Raw genomic sequence first — 25,150 nt, 5'->3', positions numbered from 1 at the left:
AATGAAGTAATGATGACAACATACAAACTAACTGCGTTAGTAGTGGCTTCGGTTTTAGGTTTAACTGCCTGTGGTAACGATGCGCCAGTACAGCAGAACACGCAAAAGCAGCAATCAGAATCGAGCCAAGCAGCTATCTCTAAGCCTGTGGTTTATCAAGTATTCACTCGATTATTTGGTAATACAAATACCACCAATAAACCGTGGGGTACATTAGAAGAAAATGGAGTAGGTAAATTCGCTGATTTTAATGATGCTGCATTACAAGGCATTAAAGAGCTAGGTACAACACATGTTTGGTACACAGGTGTACCGCGTCATGCTTTAGTAACTGACTATACCGAATACGGTTTGTCACAAGATGACCCTGATGTTGTAAAAGGCCGTGCAGGCTCACCTTATGCAGTGAAAGACTATTACGATGTTAATCCTGATTTAGCAATTAACCCTGAGCGCCGCTTAGAAGAGTTCGAAGAGCTAATCAATCGTACTCATGAGCACGGTATGAAAGTTGTTATTGATATTGTGCCAAACCATGTAGCGCGTAACTATGAGTCGGTCGCAAAGCCTGAAGGTGTTAAAGATTTTGGTGCTGAAGATGACACGACGAAAACTTATGCTCGCGATAATAACTTTTACTATGTAACAGGGCAGTCATTTCAAGTTCCTACCAGCGATAGCTACCAAGTGTTAGGTGGTAACCCGCATCCTCTAGCAGATAATCAGTTTGCTGAAACACCAGCAAAATGGACGGGTAATGGGGCACGTGCAGCTAAACCTGACATCAATGATTGGTACGAAACAGTTAAAATTAATTACGGCGTGAAACCAGATGGCAGCTACGATTTCCCGACGCTACCTGCTGATTACGCTGATAAAGATTACCGTGCGCACTACGCATTTTGGCAAGATAAAGAGCTACCAAATAGCTGGTATAAATTCCGCGATATCGCGCTTTATTGGTTAGATAAAGGTGTCGATGGTTTTCGTTATGATATGGCAGAGATGGTGCCTGTTGAGTTCTGGAGCTTTTTAAATTCATCAATCAAGATGCAAAAAAGCGATGCTTTTATTTTGGCTGAGGTTTATAACCCAACGCTTTACCGCCCATATATCCAGCAAGGTAAGATGGATTACCTTTACGACAAAGTCGGTTTTTACGACACAGTTAAAGCTGTGATGCAAGGCAAGCAATCAGCGGATACTATTTTCGATATCCAAAGCCAAGTGGCTGATATTGAAGAGCACATGCTGCACTTTTTAGAAAACCATGATGAGCAACGTATTGCTAGCCCAGATTTCGCGGGCAGCAGTGAAAAAGGTAAGCCGGCTATGGTGGTTTCTACATTAATGTCGCGTTCGCCAACATTACTTTATTTTGGTCAAGCTGTCGGTGAAGATGGCTCTGAAGATGGTGGCTTTGGCGACCCAACCCGCACAAGTATCTTCGATTACATGGGTGTACCTGCGCATCAAGCGTGGATGAATAATGGTAAATTCGATGGTGGTGCGCTTTCAAAGCAGCAAGCTGATCTACGCGCTTACTACACTAAGTTAATGTCGTTAAACACGCTTCCTGCCATTGTTGGTGGTGACATGCAAGCGGTTGAATTGACGGGTTCAGAGCAAGTCATTGCCTTTACGCGTAAGCTTGGCCAACAACTGGTGCTTGTAGTAAGTAATTTTTCAGAGAACCCACAAAATGTTGAGCTTAACCTTAACCAAGCGTTGTTACCTAAGCTTAACCACAGTGATTTAACGTTAACTGATAACCTAGAAAATCATGCCGACATTGTGATTTCTGAGGCAACAACGAATGGGCCAATTCAATTACAAATGAATGGTTTAAGCAGTGCAGTATTTACTCTAAAGGCTGATTATGACTAATAACAAACCAACGCTAAGCTTTTGGCAAATATGGAATATGTGTTTTGGATTCTTAGGGATCCAATTTGGCTTTGCATTACAAAACGGTAATGTGAGCCGTATATTTCAAACCTTAGGTGCCAATGTTGATGACATTCCAATCCTTTGGGTTGCAGCGCCGCTTACAGGTCTTATTGTACAACCGATCATCGGTTATTGGAGCGATAAAACTTGGAATAAGTTAGGTCGCCGTCGTCCGTTCTTTTTTTATGGGGCTATTCTAACAACGTTATCGTTATTCATTATGCCTAACTCACCAAGCCTTTGGATTGCAGCGGGTATGCTATGGATCATGGATGCGTCAATTAACGTGACCATGGAGCCATTCCGTGCACTTGTTAGTGATAACCTGCCTAAAAAGCAACGTGCAACTGGTTATGCAATGCAAAGCTTCTTCATTGGTATCGGTGCGGTTGTCGCGTCGGCATTACCTTGGATGATGACTAACTGGTTCGATATTGCCAATACAGCACCAGCTGGACAAATCCCAGATTCTGTAAAATTTTCGTTTTACTTTGGTGCAGTAGTTTTAATTATTGCAGTGTTTTGGACTGTGTTTACCACTAAAGAATATTCCCCAGAAGAGCTAGAAAGTTTTCATGAGCAAGAGCAAAGCAATGACTCGAGCGATGTTCAAAGCGATGTGAATTTTAACAAAGGGGCTGCAATTTTTACGGTTCTTGGCCTTGTCGTTCTTGGAATTGTTACAGGTCTATCTCTTGAAAAAGAGCTTTATTTGCTTGCTGGTGGTTTGATTAGTTTTGGTGTTATTCAATTTATAGCCGGTGCTCTAAAAGCTAAAAATGCAACCAGTGGTGGCTTTTATCAAGTTGTGAATGATGTATTCACTATGCCAGAAACAATGAAACAATTGGCTTGGGTACAATTTTTTAGCTGGTTCTCATTGTTTGCAATGTGGATTTATACCACCTCGGCGGTAACAAGTTTCCACTATGGCAGCAGTGATACAAGCTCACTTGCATACAACAATGGTGCGGATTGGGTTGGTGTGTTATTTGCCGCTTACAATGGCTTTGCTGCCATTGCAGCACTGTGTATTCCGATTGTCGTTAAAAAAGTGGGACTAAAAATGGCCCATGCTATCAACCTAGTGTTAGGTGCATTAGGGCTGGTCAGCTTTATTGTTATTAAAGATCCAAGTTTACTGATCTGGCCAATGATTGGGGTCGGTTTTGCTTGGGCGTCAATTCTCTCTTTACCATACGCAATGTTAAGTACCTCAGTACCAAGTAAGAAAATGGGTGTGTACATGGGTATCTTTAACTTCTTTATTGTTATCCCGCAGCTTTTAGCGGCAAGCGTATTGGGCCTAATTTTACGCCACCTTTTTGATAATCAACCGATTTATGCGTTAGTGCTAGGTGCAGTGTCATTCGTACTAGCAGCGGTCGCCGTACTGCGCGTTAAGCAACAATAATAAGGACACACAATGAAAAAATTTAATCTAATTACAGCAAGCTTTTTAGCATTAGGTTTAACAGCTTGTAGTTCAGAACAATCAGCAAATATAGCGGTAGACCAAGTTTCTGCACCGGGTGCACCGGGTGTTGAGCCTTTTTGGGCATATTCTGGTAAAACAGGTATTGGTACCTCTTATGAGCAATACCAAGACGATCACTATAGCGACGCAGCTGCTACCGGCAAAGTATCAAAAGTTTGGTTTTCAATTGCTAAAGGCATGATCACAGAAACCATGTTTGGTTTAATTCACCAAGCACAAATCAAAGATATGCAATTTGTTGTCGTTGGTAAAGATTTTACCGTAACAGAGAACGATGATCTGGATGTAAGCATTGATTATTTATATAAAGATGACGCAGGTCGCCCATTATCGCTTGCGTACAAAGTAGTAAGTAAAGACAAGCAAGGTCGTTTCACCTTAGAAAAACATATCTTTACAGATCCTAACGGGCAAACACTGTTTGTTCGTAGTGTATTTAATACAGACCTTGAAGATGTGAAAGCCTACGTTAATGTGAATCCTTATATCGATAACAATGGCTTAGATGATTTTGCAAAAGTGACTGACAAGGGGCTAGTTGCTTGGCAAGATGATAACTTTTTATCTTTACAAGCCGCTCAACCATTCAAACAAGCAAGCGTTGGCTTTACGGGTGTAAGTGATGGCTTAAAAGAGTTGAGAGCATCGCAATCATTACCAACTACTTACCAAAATACCGGTGATAAGTCGGGTAATGTAAGCTTACTTGCAGAGCTGGGCGAAGTATCAAAAAACACCACCTTTGATTTAGCTTTAAGCTTTGGTAAATCTGAAGCTGCAAGCCTCAAAGAAGGTCAAGCAAGTTTAAACCAAGGCTATCAAAAAGTGCTTGCTGCATATAACGGTGAAGGTGCTGCCATTGGTTGGCAAGACTACTTAACAAGCCTTGAACCTTTGAGCACATTAACTAACAGCACTGCTGATAATGGTAAGCTGCTCTATACCAGTGCTATGGTGTTAAAAGCGCAAGAAGATAAAACTCATGCAGGTGCTTTAATTGCGTCACTTTCTAACCCTTGGGGTGAAACGGTTTCGGCTAAAACAGGTTCTACCGGTTATAAAGCGGTTTGGGTTCGTGATTTCTATCAAGTTGCAATGGCATTTATGGCCATGGGTGATGCACGTACTGCTAAAACGGCGTTTGAGTATCTAGAAAAAGTACAAGTAACAGATAACACACCAGGCAATGGTGGTGACACTGGCTGGTTCTTACAAAAGACACATGTTGATGGTGAACTTGAGTGGGTAGGTGTACAGCTTGACCAAACAGCAATGCCAATTATGTTAGCTTGGAAACTTCATCAAGCAGGCGTACTTAGCGATCAAGAGCTGACAGATTGGTATGGCAAAATGTTAAAACCAGCTGCTGATTTCTTGGTTGATGGTGGCCTTGCCAAAATTCTTTGGAACGACACGCAAATTACACCTCCAGCAACGCAACAAGAGCGCTGGGAAGAACAAAATGGTTTTTCCCCATCAACAACAGCTGCGGTTGTTGCAGGTCTAGTGACAGCTGCTGATATTGCTAAAAAAGCAGGTGACACTAAAAATGCAGAGCGTTACCTAGCAACGGCTAAAACCTACAACAGTGAAATTGAAAGCACGATGTTTACGACTCAAGGTAACCTTAAGTCTGAAAACAGCGATGGTGAATATTTCATTCGTATCGGTCAAGACAAAGATCCAAACTCATCAACTACACTTAACGCCAATAACGGTCGTGAAGGCTTTGACAAAAAGCAAATCCTTGATGGTGGTTTCTTAGAGCTTGTACGCTATGGTGTACGTGATGCACTTGCTCCGAGCATTGTAAAAACATTACCAGAGTATGATGACGAAACTTTAGTTGATAACCTTCAAGTACGCTATACCTTTAACTTTGCTGATGGTTCGGGCTCATTCCCAGGCTACCGCCGCTATGGTAACGATGGTTACGGTGAAGACCAAATGACAGGTAACAACTACGCTGAAGGTGGTAACAACACCCCTGGTCAACGTGGTCGTGTATGGCCGTTTTTCACAGGTGAGCGTGGTCACTATGAAATCGCTGCGGCAAACGCAACCAATAGCCTAGATGCGATGAAGCAACAAGCGATTAAAGACACCTACGTAAAAGGAATGGAAGCTTTTGCCAATGAAGGCATGATGTTACCTGAACAAGTTTGGGATGGCGTAGGTAACAATAAAGCTGGTTATCAGCTAGGTGAGGGCACAAACTCGGCAACACCGCTTGCTTGGACTCACGCTGAATACATCAAGTTACTTCGTTCAGTGAGCGATAAACAAGTATGGGATCATTACCCAGTTGTTGAAGATGCATTGAAGTAAGTTTTACTAACGCATTGACACAAAAGCCACAGCACTTGCTGTGGCTTTTGTTTTTAAAGTTGCCTGCCTCTAAGTAGCGAACAAATCACTGCGTTGTTAATGATGGAAGCTATAAAAGAATTGCTTATCCAAATGATGATGTACCTGTTACTATTGGCATGTGTCCTGATGTCATAATTCGCAGTTATAGGACACTTGGAATCGATTTACAAGTACGCGTTAATGAAGGTATGCGTGATAACTTTACTTTATATCCATCAAGAAGAATATGAGGTCTAACAAAGTCGGATTCAAATATTGATCACCTTCGTGTCCCTTACTTACAGCATTTCTTTCAACGACATGTGCAGAGCCTGACTTTAAGTGAAGACGTTAGTAATTATAAAAGGAGAGATATTGTAACTTGGATACTATCTGGCAACTTACCCCATGTTGGAATAGTGACAGCTGAACTATAAGGAGTTACAACAAGGCCACTCATAGTAACGATATGGCCTAATCACTTAGATATGTTACTTAATTACAAAATGACAGGACATTAACGTTATAAACCTAAAACCCTAGCATTTGCATTGGGCTTCAATTACTTACCATTTTAATATACATTTAAGTTATCTTTGAACCTGTACTAGGTAAACCTGAATTTAGCATAAAAAGGAATTAATATGAAAACTGCTAGATGGTTCGTTGCCAGCTTTTTACTGCTCTTTACGACGACTGTTTTTGCTTCAAAGGAAGTTGTGATTGAGAAGTCTGATAAATTTACTGCACTGTCAAAAGGCTTTAAGGTAAGTGTTAGAACTGGCCCTACAAAAAACGCTAAAATTTATGACTTTTCGACAAAGAAAATAACCATCGCTGATGAGCATGGTGCACCTTTTCAACGTTACTATTTGCAACTTGTCAAAGCCAATAAAGAGTGGGCTAAAGAAATAGTTACGTTTGACGACAAAACGAATGTAATTGACTTAAATGCACTACTTTTTGGTCAATTGATAGATACTTCGGAATTGAAAAAATTAGACTCTGCGCATGCTTTTTCTTTCTATAATCGCCTTGAACGTATTCTCTCGGAAGAATATGGCACATTTGAACAGGTGTACAGAGATGGTCTTGCTGACTATCTAAGTTATATGTCGATAGAGGCCGGTTTTGATAATTACATAGCGAGAACAGGTATAGCGGGTGATAAACTCATACAAGCACTTAAAAAAGTAAATATGCCGCCTTTGGTTGAACACCAACAATTAATTACTGAGTTTATTAAAGCTGTAAATCAAAAAGACAAAACGTGGTTGTTGGCCCAACAACAACCTAATTCCTCACAAAGAGCCTCAGGGATTTATGCGCGCGGTTTAAACGTACTTTTTGAGTACTTTGACAGAATCGGTAACCCTACAAAGTTTAATATTATACGAGAAACGCAAGGCCGTTCTTTTGACCTTAATTCGAATAAATACTTTATTATTGAATTGCTTGAACATAAAGGCCAACGAGAAAAAGTAGAGATGGAGTTTATGTTTGTAGACACTTATGGTGGCCGCTTTATTGCTGAGTATGATATTACAGGCGTGCATTTTCGCTAAGTTAACATTTAAGTGTCGCGAAAAAGTAAAGCCGCACGTTGTGAAAACGTGCGGCTCGGATATTCCTTCGTTACAGCCCCGCTTTTTTCGCGCGAGCAGCGTGTAGCTTTTTGTAACTTTCGATTAAACGAAGGTGCCTATCTAAACCTTCAAGCTTCATGCTGGTTTCTGTTAAGCCATAAAACATCACATCGCCATTAATTGAGCCAACTACAGCATCCATGGTTTCTTGACCAAACATACGAGTGAAGCTGTGAATGTAATCTTCAATCTCAAGGTCATCGCTTAGTGCTACTTCTAACGTTGCGTGCATTGCCTGGTAGAATAGGCCACGTTCAACAATGGTATTGTCATTATATTGTAAGAAAGCTTCAACCAGCTCCATTGCCGCTTCTAAATCACCGAGTGCTAAATAAATAAGCAGTTTTAGCTCAAGAATCGTTAACTGACCCCACACTGTGTTTTCATCAAACTCAATGCCGATTAAGGTGATGATATCAATGTAGTTATCTAGTTCACTTTGTTCTAGGCGTTCAACTAAATCGGCAAGTTGATCTTCTGATAAACGGTGTAGGTTTAAGATATCTTCGCGGAAGTTCAGTGCTTTATTGGTATTGTCCCAGATTAAGTCTTCTACAGGATAAACTTCTGAGTAATCGGGCACCAAAATGCGGCAAGCAGTACCAAGGTCTGAGAACTCAGCAATGTAAGCTTCTTTACCTAAGCTTTCTAAAATTCCGAATAAGCTCGCTGTTTCTTCTTCATTGCTGCCAGAGAAATCCCATTCAACAAAATCATAATCGTGTTTAGCGCTGAAGAAACGCCATGAGATCACGCCCGTTGAGTCAATAAAGTGCTCTACAAAGTTTTCAGGCTCAGAAACCGCCATGCTATTGAACGTTGGCTTAGGTACATCGTTTAAGCCTTCAAAGCTTCTGCCTTGTAATAACTCAGTTAAACTGCGCTCTAACGCAACTTCAAAGCTTGGGTGCGCACCAAAAGAGGCAAATACCCCTCCTGTTTTAGGGTTCATGAGTGTTACGCACATCACTGGGAACTGACCACCTAGCGAGGCATCTTTTACTACAACAGGGAAACCTTGTTCTTCAAGACCATTAATACCCGCAACAATACCTGGATATTTATTTAATACTTCCTGTGGTACGTCTGGTAAAACAATTTCTTGTTCAATGATTTGACGCTTAACGGCACGCTCGAAAATTTCAGATAAACATTGTACTTTTGCCTCGGCAAAATTGTTACCTGCGCTCATACCATTACTTAAGAATAAGTTTTCGATCAGGTTTGAAGGAAAGTAAACAGTTTCACCGTCTGAATGGCGAACATAAGGAATAGAGCAAATACCACGATCTTTATTACCAGAGTTGGTATCGATTAGGTGTGAGCCACAAAGTTCACCATCTGGATTATAAATTTCACGGGTGTAATTATCTAAAATACCCTCTGGTAGCGAGTCACCGTCAGTTAGTGCAAACCACTTTTCATTTGGGTAATGTACGAACTCGCTATTGGCAATGTCTTCGCCTAAAAACTGATCGTTATAGAAGAAGTTACAGTTTAAGCGCTCAATAAATTCACCTAAAGCTGAGCATAACGCGCTTTCTTTGGTCGCACCTTTACCATTGGTAAAACACATTGGCGAAGCAGCGTCACGGATATGTAAAGACCACACATTTGGCACAATATTACGCCAAGAAGAGATTTCGATTTTCATCCCTAACTCTTCAAGGATGGACGTCATATTTGCGATGGTTTCTTCAAGCGGTAAATCTTTACCTAAAATAAATGTGTTGCTGTCATCACCTGGTTTTGCCATCAGCATTGCTTGCGCATCAGCTTCAATGCTTTCAACAGTATCGATTTTAAATTCAGGGCCGGTTTGAATAACACGTTTTACTGTACAGCGTTCAACAGAGCGTAAAATACCCGTGCGGTCTTTCTCAGAAAGGCTTTCTGGTAATTCAACCTGAATTTGGAAAATTTGGTTATAGCGGTCTTCTGGGTCAACGATATTGTTTTGTGCAACACGAATACCATCTGTCGGGATATCGCGTGAATTACAATACACTTTAATAAAGTAAGCCGCACACAATGCAGATGAAGCTAAGAAGTAATCGAATGGACTTGGTGCAGTGCCATCACCCTTATAGCGTATAGGTTGGTCTGCAATGACAGAGAAATCATCAAACTTAGCTTCAAGCCTGAGGTTGTCGAGAAAATTAACTTTAATTTCCATTAAAAAATTCCACCTTTGTGCGCGTTGCTATCTAAGCTTTGTGTGCCAGATAAGCGTTTTCATCATAATAGGTGTAATTATCTGCTTTTTCGAAGTAATAGTCTTGGGTAAATCGAAAAAAAACTAATTTTAATGCAATAAGTTTCTGGTTGGGAAGGGAGTAGGCGATAACAAAGCTGTTATCGCTAAAAATTAAACACTCGAACCACGAATAATTAACCGTGGTGGTAAAAGGGTATTCTCTACATCTTCACCCCGAATGAGTTTGAGCAGGTTATCTACCAACATTTGTCCGGCGAGGGTAGTGTCTTGTTGAACAGTGGTAAGTGGTGGGTTTACAAAGCTGGCAACCGCAATGTTATCAAAACCAACAACATGTACATCATCAGGGACCTTGATTTTTGCTTCTTTTAACGCGCGAATAGCACCAATAGCAATCAAGTCGCTGGCCGCAAATAATGAGTTAAAACGAATGTTATTTGCTATGAGGGAACGAGTCGCGTGATAGCCAGATTCTTCTGTTGAAATAGCATTAGCCATCTTACGCTCGTTTAAAGCCACGCCTTTGGCTAAGAATGCATCTTTAAAACCTTGGTAGCGAGCAAAAAACTCAGGGCTATGATCAGAGGCATCACCAATAAATGCACAATCAGTTCTTCCGGTTGCGAGTAAATGCTCAGCAGCTAATTTACCACCGCCGTAGTTATCACAGCTGACGGTTAAATCTGGGCGGTTATCTACGCTTGCCCCCCAACATACAAATTTAGTGTTTTGGTCAATTAAGGTTTTAAACTTAGGCTGATAATCGAGGTAATCACCATAACCAAGCAAAATTAGGCCATCTGCACGGTGGCTGTCTTCGTAATCAGCTTGCCAATCAGAGCTGCTAGACTGAAACGATACGAGTAAATCGTAGCCTTCTTTTGCACAGGCTCTTGTAATACTGCCTAGCATTGCTAAGAAGAAAGGATTTATTTGTGATTCATCCGAGGTTGGATCTTCAAATAATAAAAGTGCCAGGGTGCTACTTTGTTGTGTTCTTAAGTTACTGGCATTTTTATCAACTTTATAGTTGAGCTGCTTTGCTACCTCGTGAACACGTCGACGCGTTTCTTCGTTGACCAAAGGGCTATTTCGCAGCGCGCGAGACACGGTTGACTGTGACACACCCGCATAATGTGCAATGTCAAATGATGTCGCCTTACCTTTCATATGGTTACCAAATAACAGAAGAAGTATTTCCATTTTCGGCTATTTAATATTTTTTTCAAGCTATTTGTGACAAGCGGCGTGTGTGTGACTGTTCTGTACACAGCTAGGCATTTTTTATGCGTATATATATGCTTTTTCGATACTTAATACGCAGGTTTTCTTAATAAATACGTATGCATGCACAAATAATGAAAATTTTTATTGATCCCAATCTGACACCGGTGTCATAATGTCACTGTTTTATCATTTTGTTGTCAAAACGTATTTGGCTGCCCATTCAATTGGGCAGCATTTTTTTAATACAAAAGATAGCTTCCTTGAGGCAATGACCCAAAGTTTAGCAGACACAATGGCTTTGCCATTGAAAACTAGAAAAATAAGCGGCAACTAGCTTAGACAAATAGAGAAAACAACATGAACACACAGACAACGACAGAATTCGCTCCTATTCTTGTTGCCGATATTGGCGGCACTAACGCTCGTTTCGCTTTAATCACTGACTTTAATGCACAAACTAACCAGTTTGTTATCGAGCATAATTTAACATTCCCAAGTGCTGACTTTGGCTCTTTAGAAAGTGCAATTACTCAGTATTTCAGCCAAATTTCATTTCCAAAGCCAAATCGTGCATGTTTAGCGGTAGCGGGCCCGATTAAAGCAGGTCAAGTACATTTAACAAACCTTGGCTGGCACTTTAATGTTGCGGACTTAAAAGCTGAATTCGCATTTGAGCAACTTGAAGTAATCAACGATTTTGCTGCATTTGCTTATGCGGCTCCTTATTTAGATGATTCACAAAATATGGCCGTTAAAGCAGGCCAAGCTGATGAAAATGCTAATATTGCCGTAATGGGACCTGGTACAGGTTTTGGTGCTGCGTGTTTAGTTCGAACATCTCAAGGCAGCGCTGTTCTTAGCTGCGAGGCAGGCCATATTACTCTTGCAGCAGTAACTGAATTAGACCGGTTGCTAATTACTGAACTTAAAAAGCAATTAAATCATGTGTCTGTAGAGACTGTGTTCTCAGGCCCTGGTATAGCGCATTTATATCGTGCTATGGCTGCAGTAAAAGGCGTTGAAGCTAAGAATTTAGATGCAGCACAAATCAGTGAGTTGGCAACTACAGGTCAATGTGAAGTGTGTGATGCAACGCTAAATCAATTTTGTGATTGGATTGGTAGCGTAGCAGGGGATTTAGCCCTGACATTTGGCGCATTAGGTGGCGTATTTATTGGTGGTGGTATTTTACCTCGCATGCAACAACGTCTATTATCTAGTCGATTTGTTGAACGTTTTGCAGACAAAGGCATAATGTCGCAATATACTTCACAGATCCCTGTTACGCTTGTAACACAAGACAACATTCCATTCATTGGTGCTGCTGCGTGTATACATGTTAAAAGTAACGCGTAATTAGCAGTTGGATGTAGAGCGGATGAAGAAAGTAACCATCAACAGTGTCGCCAGCTATGCCGGTGTATCGAAAAAAACAGTATCTCGCGTTCTCAACAACGAGCCAAACGTGAGTGATGCAACGCGCGAAAAAGTACTTAAAGTATTTAAAGAGCTTGATTACACGCCAAACCCAATTGCACGAGGTTTGGCACAAAACCGTAGTTTTATTATTGGTTGCTTATACGATAATCCTAGTAAAAGCTATATTACCCGTGTCCAAACTGGTGCCTTAGCTGCCTGTCATGAGCTTAATTACAACTTATTGATCCATCCTTGTGAGTTACGTGGCGACGAATTAATTAGTAATATTGAGCAGTTGATTCAAACCTCGCGTTTAGACGGTATTGTACTGACCCCTCCATTTTCAGATTTTCCTGAACTTGTAAGCTTTTTAAAATCGAAAAAGATCCCGTATGCTCGCGTCGCATCAGCGGTACTTGAAGACGACTCTATTTCTGTAAGAAGTAATGATGAGCAGGGAGCTTTTGAAATAACTGAGCATCTTATTAAGCTTGGTCATAAAGAAATCGCTTTCATTAAAGGTCACCCTGATCACAGTGCTACAGAGCAACGTTTTAAAGGTTACCGAAGAGCACTTGCTTCAAACGGCATTGAGTTTGATGAGCGCTTAGTTGAAGAAGGTAACTTCAGTTATCACTCAGGTGTTGACAGTGCCCGTACTATTCTAGATTTAAATCCTCGGCCAACGGCGGTATTTGCTTCAAATGATTACATGGCAGCAGCGGTGTTAAAACTTGCTACGCAAATGCAGTTAAGAGTGCCAGATGATATTTCTATCGCTGGATTTGATAACGCTCCAATTGCTCGTCATATCTGGCCAGGGTTAACTACCATTGCTCAACCAGTTGAAGAAATGACTCAGCAAGCAGTCAAGCAATTGATTACTCATATTAGTGACCCACAAGAGTCGCCTTATCAAGTAACCCTTGAAGCAAAACTCATTACTCGTGAGTCGACAGCTGCAATTAAATAAATTTCATCTTGTTTTTTCACAGTAGCCCGAGAATGAGTGACGCGTTCTCGGGCTTTTTTATTTCAGATGGGTAAAATGGATAACAACACTTTAACTCATTGTTTTAAAATAGAACTAACTACAAACTTAGGCTAGTGGGTACGCCTTTGATAGTAGTGCTTCATATGAATTCTGCTCATATTCTACTAAAATAAAGTTGTTCATTATTTGGTCATTTAAAAAAATTAAACTAAATTTAACAGATAAGGTTGACACCGGTGTCACAGTCATGAGTTAATACAGTGACACCGGTGTCAGGTTGGTTGTGAGAGACAGCCTGTCAGCGTACCTTTGAACGGGTAAATCAAAGATGCTCAGTACAATTATTTTCGTGGAGTCTGTAATTGTTACTGAGCCTTTATCCTCTAACTATAGAGATGAGTCGAATTTATATGTTGCATCCTCGTATTCAAGAAGTCACCGAACGCGTTATCGAACGCAGTAAAGAGACCCGCCAAGCTTATTTAGAGCGAATCTCGCACGCAAAAAAACAAACAAGAGTTCGTGCAGGTTTAGGCTGTGGTAATATTGCACATGTTATGGCTGCTTGTAGCAGCGATGACAAAGATCGTTTAAAAGCAGACGAGCAACCAAATCTAGCTATCATCAACGCTTATAACGACATGCTTTCTGCGCATGTCCCTTACAAAGATTACCCAGAAATCATCAAAAACCTTGCGACTAAGTACGATGCAACAGCACAAGTTGCTGGCGGCGTACCAGCAATGTGTGATGGCGTAACACAAGGCCGTGACGGTATGGAGTTATCATTGTTCTCACGTGACGTGATTGCAATGTCTACTGCGGTTTCTTTATCGCATGATGTATTCGACGGTGTTTTCTGTTTAGGTGTTTGTGACAAAATCGTCCCAGGACTTTTAATTGGTGCTTTATCATTTGGTCATTTACCAACGTATTTTTTACCAGCAGGTCCAATGCAATCGGGTATCCCGAATAAAGAAAAAGCTCGTGTTCGTCAAAAATTTGCACAAGGCTTAGTAAGTCGTGAAGAGCTTCTTGAAGCTGAAAGCGCATCTTATCACAGTGCCGGTACATGTACTTTCTACGGTACGGCAAACTCGAATCAAATGTTAATGGAAATCATGGGTCTACATTTACCAGGTAGCTCTTTCATTAACCCTTACACAGAACTACGTGATGGTTTAACAGGTCATGCTGTAGAAACTATGTTAAAGCAGTTAATCGAAACAAAAGATGCTAACTGCCTTGCAGATGTAGTAAGTGAAAAAACAATTATTAATGGTTTAGTTGGCTTGTTATCAACAGGCGGCTCAACAAACCACGCAATCCACTTAGTGGCTATTGCGAAAGCTGCAGGTGTGATCCTAACGTGGAAAGACATGGCTGACTTATCTGAAGTTGTGCCACTTCTTACGCGTATCTACCCGAACGGCTCAGCTGATGTGAACCACTTCCAAGCAGCTGGCGGTATGGGCTTCTTAATGAAGCAACTACTTAGCAAAGGTTACTTACATAACGATGTGAAAACGATTGTCGGTGATGGCCTAGAAGCTTACACCACGGAGCCAATGTTAGATAAAGATTCATCAGTGATTATGACTAACAGCACAGGCCCAAGCAAAGTTAAATGGGTGTCGTGTCCTGAAAAGTCACACGACGAAGAAGTATTGCGCCCAATTGATAACCCGTTTAGTAAGCAGGGTGGTTTACAGCTTCTTACTGGTAACCTTGGTAAAGCAGTTATTAAAGTATCAGCAGTGGCAGAGTCACACCAAGTTGTTTCTGCACCAGCTAAAGTATTTAGCTCACAAGGTGAATTACAAGAAGCGTATAGCCGCGGTGAATTAAACACAGACTTTATTGCTGTAATTAAAGAGCAAGGTCCGAAAGCGAAAGGCATGCCTGAACTTCATAAGTTGACGCCAGTAATGGCAACACTGCAAGACCAAGGCTACAAAGTGGCGATTGTCACAGACGGTCGTATGTCGGGTGCATCTGGTAAAGTTCCTGCTGCAATCCACTTAGCACCAGAAGCTGTTGAAGGTGGTGTAATCGCTAAAATTCACGAAGGTGATTTAGTGACGCTTGACGCACCAGCAGGTGTATTGAAAGTACATGTAAGCGATGAAGAATTAGCAAAACGTGAATTACAACTTAGCCAACCAAGCCAAACATACGGCACAGGTCGAGAGTTATTTGCAGGTTTCAGAAATATAGTAAGTAGTGCAGACCTAGGCGCTAGCGCCTTTGGTTTAGAATAATAATACGCCGTTACTGGGCTATGAGGAACAAACAATGAGCATTGAGAAAATTTTATCATCGGCACCTGTGGTACCGGTTGTTGTTATCGAAAAACTTGAAGATGCAGCACCCCTTGCACGTGCGCTTTATAACGGTGGCTTAAAAGCATTAGAAATTACTTTGCGTACGCCAATTGCGGCAGAAGCAGTGAAGCTAATGAAAGAAGCCGTACCAGAAGCATACGTTGGCACAGGTACTGTGGTTGATAAAGCGACATTTAATGCATCAGTTGAAGCCGGTGCTGACTTTATGGTTAGCCCTGGCGTAAACGACGAATTATTAGCACTGGCTAAAGAGTCTGATATTCCATTTTTACCAGGTGCTGCGACACCAAGTGAAGTAATGAAATTAGCAAGCCAAGGCTTTAAGTTTCTAAAGTTCTTCCCTGCAGAAGCAGCGGGTGGCACTGCAATGCTGAAATCAATTGGTGGCCCTTTACCACAAGTAACATTTTGTCCAACAGGCGGCATTAGCCTTGAAACAGCACCTAACTACCTCGCACTTAAAAACGTAATCTGTGTGGGTGGTACGTGGATGTTAGACAAACAACTTATTGAAAACAAAGACTGGCAAGCCATTGAAGCGCTTGCTCGCCAAGCAAGTGAAGTAAAATAATTAACGGGAGATATTAGAATGATTAATGTTGCAATTAATGGCTATGGACGTATCGGTCGTAACGTATTACGTGCCCTTTATGAGTCAGCTCAAAACAACGAAATCAAAATCGTTGCAATTAACGATTTAGCACCAGCAAATGTTAACGCGCATTTAACTCAATTTGACTCAGTTCACGGTCAATTTTCTCAAAAAGTAACACTTGCTGAAAACACCATGCTAATTGGTAATGACGAAATTACCCTTACGCAAGAGCGTGATCCTGCAAACCTTCCTTGGAAAGCTCTAAACGTAGATATCGTTCTAGAATGTACTGGTTTATTCACTTCACGTGAGGCAGCGGCTAAACACATTGAAGCAGGTGCTAAAAAAGTAATCGTTTCTGCTCCTGGTACTGATATGGATGCAACTGTTGTTCATGGTGTTAATAGTGAAGTATTAAACGCTGACAGCAACATTATCTCAAATGCATCGTGTACAACAAACTGTTTAGCGCCGATTGCAAAAGCAATCAACGACACAGTAGGTATCGAGCAAGGTAGCATGACGACAATTCATGCTTACACAAACGATCAAAACTTATCTGACGTTTATCACCCAGATTTATATCGTGCACGTAGCGCAACTCAGTCAATGATCCCAACTAAAACAGGTGCTGCTAAAGCAGTTGGCTTAGTACTTCCTGAACTTGCGGGTAAACTAGACGGCATGGCAGTACGTGTACCAACAATCAACGTTTCTTTAGTAGACTTAACGTTCGTTGCTAAGCGTGAAACAACTGCAGCAGAAATCAACGAAGTAGTTAAAGCAGCATCAGAAGGTGCAATGCAAGGTATTCTTGAATACAACGAACTACCGCTTGTTTCTATCGACTTTAACCATAACCCAGCGTCTTCAATCTTCGATTCTACCCAAACTAAAGTAGATGGTAAGCTTGTTAAAGTGATGGCTTGGTACGATAACGAGTGGGGTTTCTCAAACCGCATGTTAGACCAAGTTAAAGCGCTAGGTCAGTTCTTATAATAGAACAGTAAAAGTTTAAGCTTTATCCAACAAAGCCACGTTTATCGTGGCTTTTTTGGTTTTTACTGGAAATTAATTTGGATTCACATTACTTTATTGTGCGTAATTGTTTTCAAGGAAAGATAATGAAAAAAATCTTATTAACTACGTCACTCTTTTTATCGTCGATACTGCCTTGTTATGTATCCGCATCGCAAGAAGCACAGCAACTTGCAGTGTGTTTAACTGATTCACTAAATGGCAAAGAACGAAAGAACCTCGCTAAGTGGATTTATCTAGGTATGTCGACGCACAGTATAATTAAGCCTTTCTCGAACGTGACAGAACAAGATATGGATGAAACTAATCGCTATGTTGGTGCGTTAGTTACGCGTTTATTAACCGAAGACTGTCCAAAGCAAGCAAGGGCGGCGATTGAAGTCGGCGGTCAGGGAGCAATGGAAAACGCATTCGGTATTGTGGGTGAAGTTGCAATGCAAGAGTTAATGGCTGAGCCAAGTGTTGGTAATGCTTTAGGTGCATTTGATAAATACCTTGATCAAGATAAGTTTGATAAAGCATTCCAATAATATTTAAAAGGCTTATTCTTTTATAAGCCTAAATCGTTTCATAAGGATATGGATGTTTAATAAAATTAGACAGTTATTCGCTAATAAGCTGTATAAAACAATCGCGCTGGTTTTAGTAATTCTCATTGCAGGACCTGAGTTAATGATGGGGTATGAGCTTATGGCACTACTTGAGTTTTTAGGTCCATCGACATTTGTGCTCATTCATTTAGCTGGATTAATGCTCTACCTTGAAAGGCTAAAAAACGCTTTCATGAACTTTGAAAAACATAGTTTATGCTATAGGCCAATGACTTCACACATTATTGAAATGCCTGCGTTGATTATTCATTTCCTACCTGAACGCAGCCTAGTTTTAGGTTTTATTAGCTTAGTATCAATTTGTTGTGTACACATGATAGTGATGGCTTAGCGTATATTTGTTCCTAAATTCTTCTGTGTTATGCTGCAAAAAATTGATAAATGGATTTTTATATCATGACTCGTCTTTATCATCGGTTATTTCGGGCTGAGCAGTTTCAAGTGGGTGAAGGCAATATCAGTGGCTATATTGCCTGCTTCTTAGCGATTTTATCCTGTTTAGGAGTATTAGCTTTTCACTTTCCTGAGTACTTAACGACGCCAGAGCTTCGACAAAACTACAGCGTTGAGTTTTTGCGTCAGCTAATGTTCGTGGCACTAATTATTTCAGGCAGTTTAGGCTTGTTGAACTTTGTTCGTAACACTAACAAACGACTCGGTGCAACAGCTTGGGTGCTGATACTTCTTGCTATTGCATTTGGTGGCCCGAATGTTCAAGTGGGCGATTTTAGAGATAATACGCCATACCTAGGGCTTGATTGGTTCATTCTTGATTTACTTGGCTCCACACTGATTTTTATTTTAATTGAGAAGCTGCTACCGCACCGCAAAGAGCAAAAAATTCTCCGCTCTGAGTGGCAAGGTGATTTAAATCATTTCTTTGTAAATCATTTAATTATCGGTTTTGTGCTTCTTGCAACCAATCAGTTTGTGCATCACGCATTTGGCTGGGCTGTATCTGATACTGTGCAAGGCTTTATTATACAAATACCATTTTTACTCCAGCTCTTTTTAATTATTTTAGTGGCCGATTTAATGCAATACTTTGTGCACAGGGCTTATCACGAAGTACCTCTGCTTTGGCGTTTTCATGCCGTGCATCATAGTGCAAAAGAAATGGATTGGCTCGCAGGCTCACGTCAGCATATTTTAGAAATATTAGTGACGCGTAGCTTAGTACTTACGCCTATTTTTGTACTGGGCTTTCCATCTGAAGTCATTAGCCTTTATGTGATTATTGTTGGCTTTCAGGCTGTGTTTAACCATGCCAATGTTCGCGTAAATTTTGGTTGGTTAAAGTATTTTCTGGTTACTCCTCAGTTTCATCATTGGCACCATTCATCTGATAAAGCGGCCATTGACCGTAACTATGCAGCGCATTTTTCTTTTTTAGATTATCTATTTGGCACCGCTGTAAAAGGTCAAGCAGAGTGGCCCGATAAATATGGTGTGGTTGGCGATTACATGCCCGAAGGAATGTTAAAGCAGCAGCTGTTTCCGTTTAACAGGCAAAAATAAAGCCTCAGTGAGGCTTTGTTTATAGGCAAATTAGTATTAAATCATAATCGCGCAAGCAGCTCAGAAAAGCGAGGTCGTTTTTCTGAGTTGAGTACCAAGCACTCTTGGGCTATGTCGGCAAGCATCTTTGTAATGTCATTTTGTTCAGTCACAACAGTCAGTAAATCATCGATAAAATAACCGAGGGCACGTACTTCAATGCCTTCTAATAGCTGTTGTTGAGTTGGCATTAGCATCGATAAATCGGTTGCGGCACCAAAGTCACCAAACAATAAATCGCCTTGTGAATTGATCATGCTGTTATGGGCATAAATGTCACCATGGCTAACTTGCTTTTTATGCAAATGGGCGAGGGTACTTGTCATTTGTTGAATGATTTTTAGCACCATTTCTGGCGTGTACTGGCAGTTGTCTTCGAATGTGTCACGGGTACAACTTGCAAGTGATGGTGGTAAACCAAGGTTCGTAAACTTTTTATTGATCAGCTCCATTACTAAACCCAGTTGTGACTCTTCATCAACATAGCCCAACGCTCTAATTAGGTTTGGGTGCTCACTTGCTTGTAAACAGCAATTAAGCTCATCGAGTGGGTAGCCATCACTGGTGATCTCGCCTTTAAATAACTTAAGGGCAACAGGTCGTTGATGCCAGTTTGCGAAGTGAATAACCCCAGATGCGCCTTGGCCAATCTGCTTTTTAACATCGATTTCATCCAGTGCTATTTGGCTAAACAGCTCACAATGTAAGCTGGTTGAACGATTTAAATCGTTACCAGAGAAGGCAAGCCAAGCAAGTTTCGGTAAGGCTAAAAGCCAATCTGCAACTTTTGTAAGCTTATTGGCGCTTAAACGTATTAGCTCAAGCTCTTTACAATTAGCCATTGAGGCTGGCAAATGTGTTAACTGATTGCCGGCCAGTGCCAGCTTTTTAAGCTGACTGTACTCACCAAATGTATCCGGCAAAGCGGGGATTTGATTATCAGTTAAGATCAGCCATTCAATTTTCGTTGGCAAACAGTGTGCTTTAAATTCAGTAATTTGATTACTTTTAAATGCCACCATGATTAAGTTTGGGCATTGTCTTAGCACGTCAGGTATGTGTTTAAACTGATTAAATGATAAAAACAGTCGTTTTAGATTTTTTAATTTGTAAAAATCGTCAGGTAAATCACTTAGCTGGTTATTAGATAAATCAAGGGTTTCTAACGTATCGGCTAGGGTATAAATTTCTTTTGGGAATTCAGTTAGTTCTGCAACAAGCTGAAGCCGTGTACTACCTTGTAGAGAACCGGCTTTTAACTCTTCGAGGGTATTCAATGTTGATTCCTTTGTGCTAAAAGGTAAAAGGCCAACTTGGTTGGCCTTTTTAATTAAAACTGTGCGTTATGGTAAACGTTTTGTACGTCATCACAGTCTTCTAGCATGGCTAAAAAGCGTTCCATGACTTCAACGTCTTCACCTTCAATTGGTGCTTCTACTTGCGGCACAAAGGCAATTAGATCTTCGTGGAAATCAGTAATTCCCATTTCTTCAAGTGCTGTACGGGTGTTGTTGTATTCTGTGTGTGGAGCAAATACGGTGATTTTACCGTCTTCAACTTCTACATCTGTTACATCGACATCTGCCATCATCAATGCTTCTAATACAGCTTCGTCATCATCACCGTCAAAAACAAAAATAGCGAGGTGATCAAATAAGTGTGATACTGAATTTTGCGCACCAATTTTTGCATTTGCTTTAGTAAAACAAACACGTACGTCAGCGAAGGTACGTTTGTTGTTGTCGGTTAAGCAGTCAACAATGATCATACAGTTGCCCGGGCCGTAACCTTCATAGCGAGTTGCTACGTAATCTTCGCCGCCACCACCTTTGGCTTTATCGATTGCACGCTCGATTACATGCGTAGGTACTTGGTCTTTCTTAGCACGCTCAATTAAGCGACGAAGTGCTAAGTTGCCATCGGGATCAACACCACCATTCTTAGCGCAGATATAAATTTCTTTTCCGTACTTTGAATAAACTTTGGTTTTTGCACCCGCAGTTTTTGCCATTGAGTCTTTTTTGTTTTGATAAGCTCTGCCCATCTGCGTGTTGCCTTTTTGTTATAGATAAAAATAAAGCCGTTATTCTAATCATTTAACCTAGTAGTTAACAGTGTTTATTCGTCGCTTTGCTGTAACTGCCACATTCGAGCATATTCGCCATTCGCCGCAAGTAGCTGTTGGTGCTGACCTTGTTCAACAACTTGTCCTTGTTTCATAACAATAATTTTGTCTGCGTCGGTGATTGTTGATAAACGATGAGCAATGACTATGCTGGTGTGCTTTTGCGCGACTTCACGCATAGCACTTAAAATAGCTTGCTCTGAATGCGAATCAAGCGCTGATGTTGCCTCATCAAATAATAAAATAGGTGAACCCTTTAAAATGGCTCTGGCAATTGCTATACGTTGCTTTTCGCCGCCCGACACTTTTAAACCGCGCTCACCAACAAGGGTTTAATCGCCTTTATCTAGGCTTGCAATAAACCCATCTAAGTGGGCAAGGCTTATAGCTTTATCAATATCATCTTCGCTTGCCGTTGGATTTCCGTAGGCGATGTTTTCGCGAATGCTGGTGTTAAATAGCACGGTATCTTGCGGTACTATGGCAATAGCTTGGCGCAAACTTTCAAGTGTAACTGTGTTGATTGCTTGCTCATCAATATAAATTTTGCCCGCATCCACATCATAAAAGCGGTAAAGCAGGCGGCTTAAGGTACTTTTACCTGCGCCACTGGCACCGACAATCGCTACTTTACTGCCTGAAGTAACCTCAAAACTTAAATTATTTAAAATAGGCCGTTGTTTGTCGTAACTAAAAGAGACATTCTCAAATCGAATAGCTGCTTTTGTTGTAGTTAATGGTTTTGCATCTTTGTCATCGCTAATAGCGGCTTTTCGATTTAATAAGCCGAGCATGTTTTCAAGATCAGTTAGTGCACGGCGTATTTCACGATACACAAAGCCTAAAAAATTAAGAGGTAGAAATAGCTGGATCATGTAAGCATTGATCATTACAAGCTCACCTATGGTCAGCTCTTTATTGACCACTGAACTGGCACCTAGCCACATTAGTGCTGTAATAGCTGCGGCGATAATAAGTGCTTGCCCTGAATTTAGCGCCAGTAACGATAAACGATTTTTTAGCCTCGCTTGTTCCCACTTAGCTAAAAAGCTGTCGTAGGTGTTTGCTTCATAATGTTCATTGTTGAAGTACTTAACGGTTTCGTAATTTAGTAAGCTGTCGATAGCACGAGTATTTGAGTTGTTATCGGCAGTATTTGCTTCACGTATAAATCTGTTACGCCACTGAGTTACTATTACAGTAAAAGCAATGTAAATAGCGACAGCGATAACAGTGACTAATGCAAACCAAGGTGAAAACAAGGTCGCAAAAATAATGGCGACTGTGATTATTTCAAATAGGGTTGGCACGATGTTAAACATCAAAAAGCGCATTAAAAAGCTGAGGCCATTTGTACCACGCTCTATATCGCGACTAATACCGCCTGTTTGCCTATCAAGGTGAAAGGCTAATTCTAAACTATGTAAGTGTTTAAATACTTTTAAACCAATATGGCGCATAGCGTGCTCAGTAACACGGCCAAACAATGCATCGCGAACTTCACCAAAAAACACACTGGCAAAGCGCAGCAAACCATAGCCGATGAGCAGGGCAATAGGAACGCTTAATATCGGGTTGATACTAGAATCTACTGCGTCGATTATTTCTTTTAGTGCCCAAGGCATCAGCAATGTGGCCCCCTTGGCTGCAATAAGAGCTAGTACAGCCAAAATAACTCGGCCTTTAAAGGTCATTAAATAGGGCCAGAGTGTTTTGATGCTTTGTGATAGGTTCATTGTATCAGGCGATCTCGTCACCTGTTCTTTGCGGCTCATTCCACGCATGGGGGTCTCTTAAATCAATTTGATAAAAATAGGCAAAAGCTTTCGTGTTTTAGGCAAGTGTAATTTGCAAATTTACCTCTATACTGAGTGCAGTATACACCAGCGCATTAGCAAATTTGTTAATTGCATGAGTTAAACACGAAGAAAATTAAGGAGTAAGCATGAAAACCGTCGGTTATGCAGCACATGATTCAGAAAAACCATTAGAGCCGTATCATTTTGAACGCCGTGCACTTCGTGAAGAAGATGTATCAATTGAAATTCTTTATTGTGGCGTGTGTCATTCAGACTTACACACAGCAAAAAACGATTGGGGCTGGACTCAGTACCCAGTAGTACCGGGTCATGAAATTGTTGGCCGCGTTCTTGAAGTGGGTAGCGGCGTTACTAAATACAAAGTGGGCGATAATGTCGCTGTTGGTTGTATGGTAGATAGCTGTTTGAGCTGTGACCAGTGTCATCATGGTGAAGAGCAGTTTTGTCGCGAAGGAATGGTGGGTACATACTCAGGGCAAGATCGTATCAGTGGCGAACTTACTCAAGGTGGGTATTCAAAACACATTGTGGTTCGTGAAGAGTTCGTACTCAATGTACCTAAAGGTTTAGACCTAGCGAAATGTGCGCCAATTCTATGTGCAGGTATCACAACTTATTCACCACTACGCACGTGGAATGTTGGCCCAGGCAGCCGTGTTGCGGTAATTGGTCTAGGTGGTTTGGGTCACATGGCAATTAAAATCGCAGCTGCAATGGGTGCACATGTTACGGCAATTAGCCGCAGTGATAAGAAAAAACAACAGGTTTTAGATTATGGTGCGAAAGACTTATTAGTCTCAAGTGATGAACAAGTGATGCAAGCACATGCTAATCAATTCGATCTAATTATTAATACCATACCCGTTAAACATGACTTTACACCTTATATGCCACTGCTTGATATAGATGGTACCCAAGTGCTAGTTGGCCAAGTTGGTGAACTTGCAGAATCAAACTCTGTTCCACTTCTGCTTGGACGTCGCCGTGTTGCTGGCTCATTGATAGGTGGTATAGCACAAACCCAAGAGATCCTCGATTTCTGTGCGTTACATAATATTCTGCCAGAAGTTGAAATGATCAAAATGGAACAAATTAATGACGCTTTCGATAAATTAAAGCAAGGTGATATGGCCTCACGCTTTGTTATCGACATGTCATCATTAGAAGTTTAACTTGTTTAACAAAGTTAAATTAATAAGCGGGTCGAGTTAGGCTCGCTTTATTTTAGTTACTTTTATTTAAGTAATAACTTGTGTTTTATTTTTTTACCCTCATTATAGCTGTGTTATCCACTTAATTTATTGGTCAGTTCTTGTTACGGTTTTTCTCAGTCATTATCTTGCTATTTACTGTGTTCTTTAGTGCACAGAGCATGGCTATGCCTGACACTCACTCACACTATGCTGCCACTAAATTGTTCCAAGTCGAGCTGACTAAAACCCCAGTTATTTCTCTAACTCATACAGCTAAGCATCCTAAACCGGTAGAACCATCGGGGTTTGATACCCTTGTGCCGCGTTTAACTGCCAGTAATTCATCATTGTTTCTTTACCATAGTCAGGTTGACCCTGATTACGAGCTATTAATTGAATTCTTTGCTGAAGATTTGGGAAAAGAGCACTTTTTAGCGCCACCAAGTGCTGTGCGCATGATCCCATGGTTTGCGTTAGCCACGCAACGTAAATCCCGCATTAGTGGCTGGAAAGACGCTAATCTCTTGTACAAAGCGAATACGACCTACCATAGCTAAACGACTTC

At 41.0% G+C, this 25,150-nt stretch carries 18 protein-coding genes and 2 pseudogenes; 15 read left to right on the top strand and 5 right to left on the bottom strand.

Annotation, left to right across the window (positions count from 1 at the left end; all coding sequences use genetic code 11):
- The first annotated feature begins 12 nt into the window (after window positions 1-12).
- From J8Z25_RS09585 to J8Z25_RS09565, 5 genes and pseudogenes are all read left to right on the top strand, one after another.
- Complete coding sequence (locus tag J8Z25_RS09585; RefSeq protein WP_484581178.1) at window positions 13-1,887, top strand: alpha-amylase family glycosyl hydrolase; 1,875 nt, start codon at window positions 13-15, stop codon at window positions 1,885-1,887.
- Window positions 1,880-3,364 carry an MFS transporter gene (locus J8Z25_RS09580; RefSeq protein ID WP_167657846.1) on the top strand — a complete coding sequence of 495 codons (1,485 nt, stop codon included), beginning with the start codon at window positions 1,880-1,882 and terminating at the stop codon, window positions 3,362-3,364. Before J8Z25_RS09585 ends, J8Z25_RS09580 begins: the two co-directional genes overlap by 8 nt.
- Window positions 3,365-3,376: 12 nt before the next feature.
- Window positions 3,377-5,776: a glucan 1,4-alpha-glucosidase gene (locus tag J8Z25_RS09575; RefSeq protein ID WP_250660960.1), complete on the top strand. Its 2,400-nt coding sequence runs from the start codon at window positions 3,377-3,379 to the stop codon at window positions 5,774-5,776.
- Between the two features lie 119 nt (window positions 5,777-5,895).
- Window positions 5,896-6,234: pseudogene (locus J8Z25_RS09570) on the top strand (DUF1287 domain-containing protein).
- Between the two features lie 207 nt (window positions 6,235-6,441).
- Window positions 6,442-7,362, top strand: a complete 921-nt coding sequence (locus J8Z25_RS09565; RefSeq protein WP_239977890.1) for a hypothetical protein — start codon at window positions 6,442-6,444, stop codon at window positions 7,360-7,362.
- Window positions 7,363-7,432: 70 nt separating this feature from the next.
- Here the strand turns inward: J8Z25_RS09565 and J8Z25_RS09560 are convergent, their stop codons facing one another.
- Both J8Z25_RS09560 and J8Z25_RS09555 read right to left on the bottom strand, forming a co-directional pair.
- Complete coding sequence (locus tag J8Z25_RS09560) at window positions 7,433-9,619, bottom strand: OsmC domain/YcaO domain-containing protein (protein ID WP_239977891.1); 2,187 nt, start codon at window positions 9,617-9,619, stop codon at window positions 7,433-7,435.
- 192 nt (window positions 9,620-9,811) lie between these two features.
- Window positions 9,812-10,831, bottom strand: coding sequence for a LacI family DNA-binding transcriptional regulator (locus J8Z25_RS09555; RefSeq protein ID WP_130052281.1), 1,020 nt, complete (start codon window positions 10,829-10,831; stop codon window positions 9,812-9,814).
- A gap of 414 nt (window positions 10,832-11,245) precedes the next feature.
- Between J8Z25_RS09555 and glk the strand changes: the two genes are divergently transcribed.
- The 8 genes from glk to J8Z25_RS09515 all read left to right on the top strand — a co-directional run bounded on the left by glk (window position 11,246) and on the right by J8Z25_RS09515 (window position 19,408).
- Complete coding sequence (gene glk / locus J8Z25_RS09550; protein WP_130051348.1) at window positions 11,246-12,244, top strand: glucokinase; 999 nt, start codon at window positions 11,246-11,248, stop codon at window positions 12,242-12,244.
- A gap of 22 nt (window positions 12,245-12,266) precedes the next feature.
- A complete protein-coding gene (locus tag J8Z25_RS09545; RefSeq protein ID WP_130051349.1) occupies window positions 12,267-13,280 on the top strand; it encodes a LacI family DNA-binding transcriptional regulator in 1,014 nt (337 codons plus the stop codon).
- 431 nt (window positions 13,281-13,711) lie between these two features.
- Window positions 13,712-15,562: a phosphogluconate dehydratase gene (gene edd / locus J8Z25_RS09540; RefSeq protein WP_130052282.1), complete on the top strand. Its 1,851-nt coding sequence runs from the start codon at window positions 13,712-13,714 to the stop codon at window positions 15,560-15,562.
- Between the two features lie 34 nt (window positions 15,563-15,596).
- Window positions 15,597-16,217 carry a bifunctional 4-hydroxy-2-oxoglutarate aldolase/2-dehydro-3-deoxy-phosphogluconate aldolase gene (eda, locus tag J8Z25_RS09535; RefSeq protein ID WP_130051350.1) on the top strand — a complete coding sequence of 207 codons (621 nt, stop codon included), beginning with the start codon at window positions 15,597-15,599 and terminating at the stop codon, window positions 16,215-16,217.
- Window positions 16,218-16,235: 18 nt separating this feature from the next.
- Window positions 16,236-17,240: a type I glyceraldehyde-3-phosphate dehydrogenase gene (gap, locus tag J8Z25_RS09530; RefSeq protein ID WP_063705673.1), complete on the top strand. Its 1,005-nt coding sequence runs from the start codon at window positions 16,236-16,238 to the stop codon at window positions 17,238-17,240.
- Between the two features lie 125 nt (window positions 17,241-17,365).
- Complete coding sequence (locus J8Z25_RS09525; protein WP_250660959.1) at window positions 17,366-17,809, top strand: hypothetical protein; 444 nt, start codon at window positions 17,366-17,368, stop codon at window positions 17,807-17,809.
- A gap of 52 nt (window positions 17,810-17,861) precedes the next feature.
- Window positions 17,862-18,221 (top strand): hypothetical protein, encoded by a 360-nt coding sequence (locus J8Z25_RS09520; protein WP_239977820.1) that lies wholly within the window; start codon window positions 17,862-17,864, stop codon window positions 18,219-18,221.
- Window positions 18,222-18,286: 65 nt separating this feature from the next.
- A complete protein-coding gene (locus J8Z25_RS09515; RefSeq protein ID WP_250660958.1) occupies window positions 18,287-19,408 on the top strand; it encodes a sterol desaturase family protein in 1,122 nt (373 codons plus the stop codon).
- A 41-nt stretch (window positions 19,409-19,449) separates the two neighbouring features.
- On the opposite strand, the gene J8Z25_RS09510 is transcribed toward J8Z25_RS09515, so the two are convergent.
- From J8Z25_RS09510 to J8Z25_RS09500, 3 genes and pseudogenes are all read right to left on the bottom strand, one after another.
- Window positions 19,450-20,724 (bottom strand): protein kinase, encoded by a 1,275-nt coding sequence (locus J8Z25_RS09510; protein WP_250660957.1) that lies wholly within the window; start codon window positions 20,722-20,724, stop codon window positions 19,450-19,452.
- 53 nt (window positions 20,725-20,777) lie between these two features.
- Window positions 20,778-21,491, bottom strand: a complete 714-nt coding sequence (locus tag J8Z25_RS09505) for a YebC/PmpR family DNA-binding transcriptional regulator (protein WP_105180428.1) — start codon at window positions 21,489-21,491, stop codon at window positions 20,778-20,780.
- A gap of 74 nt (window positions 21,492-21,565) precedes the next feature.
- Window positions 21,566-23,308 (bottom strand): annotated as a pseudogene (locus J8Z25_RS09500) (ABCB family ABC transporter ATP-binding protein/permease).
- Window positions 23,309-23,517: 209 nt separating this feature from the next.
- Here J8Z25_RS09500 and J8Z25_RS09495 point away from each other — a divergent pair.
- Window positions 23,518-24,564 (top strand): NAD(P)-dependent alcohol dehydrogenase, encoded by a 1,047-nt coding sequence (locus J8Z25_RS09495; RefSeq protein ID WP_250660956.1) that lies wholly within the window; start codon window positions 23,518-23,520, stop codon window positions 24,562-24,564.
- 206 nt (window positions 24,565-24,770) lie between these two features.
- Window positions 24,771-25,142 (top strand): hypothetical protein, encoded by a 372-nt coding sequence (locus J8Z25_RS09490; RefSeq protein WP_250660955.1) that lies wholly within the window; start codon window positions 24,771-24,773, stop codon window positions 25,140-25,142.
- Window positions 25,143-25,150 lie beyond the last annotated feature (8 nt).

Origin of the sequence: Pseudoalteromonas sp. SCSIO 43101 (assembly GCF_023650775.1) — a bacterium.
Lineage (GTDB): Bacteria > Pseudomonadota > Gammaproteobacteria > Enterobacterales > Alteromonadaceae > Pseudoalteromonas > Pseudoalteromonas apostichopi.
The sequence above is the reverse complement of the archived record's forward strand: the minus strand, read 5'-3'. Positions and strand labels throughout refer to the sequence as shown.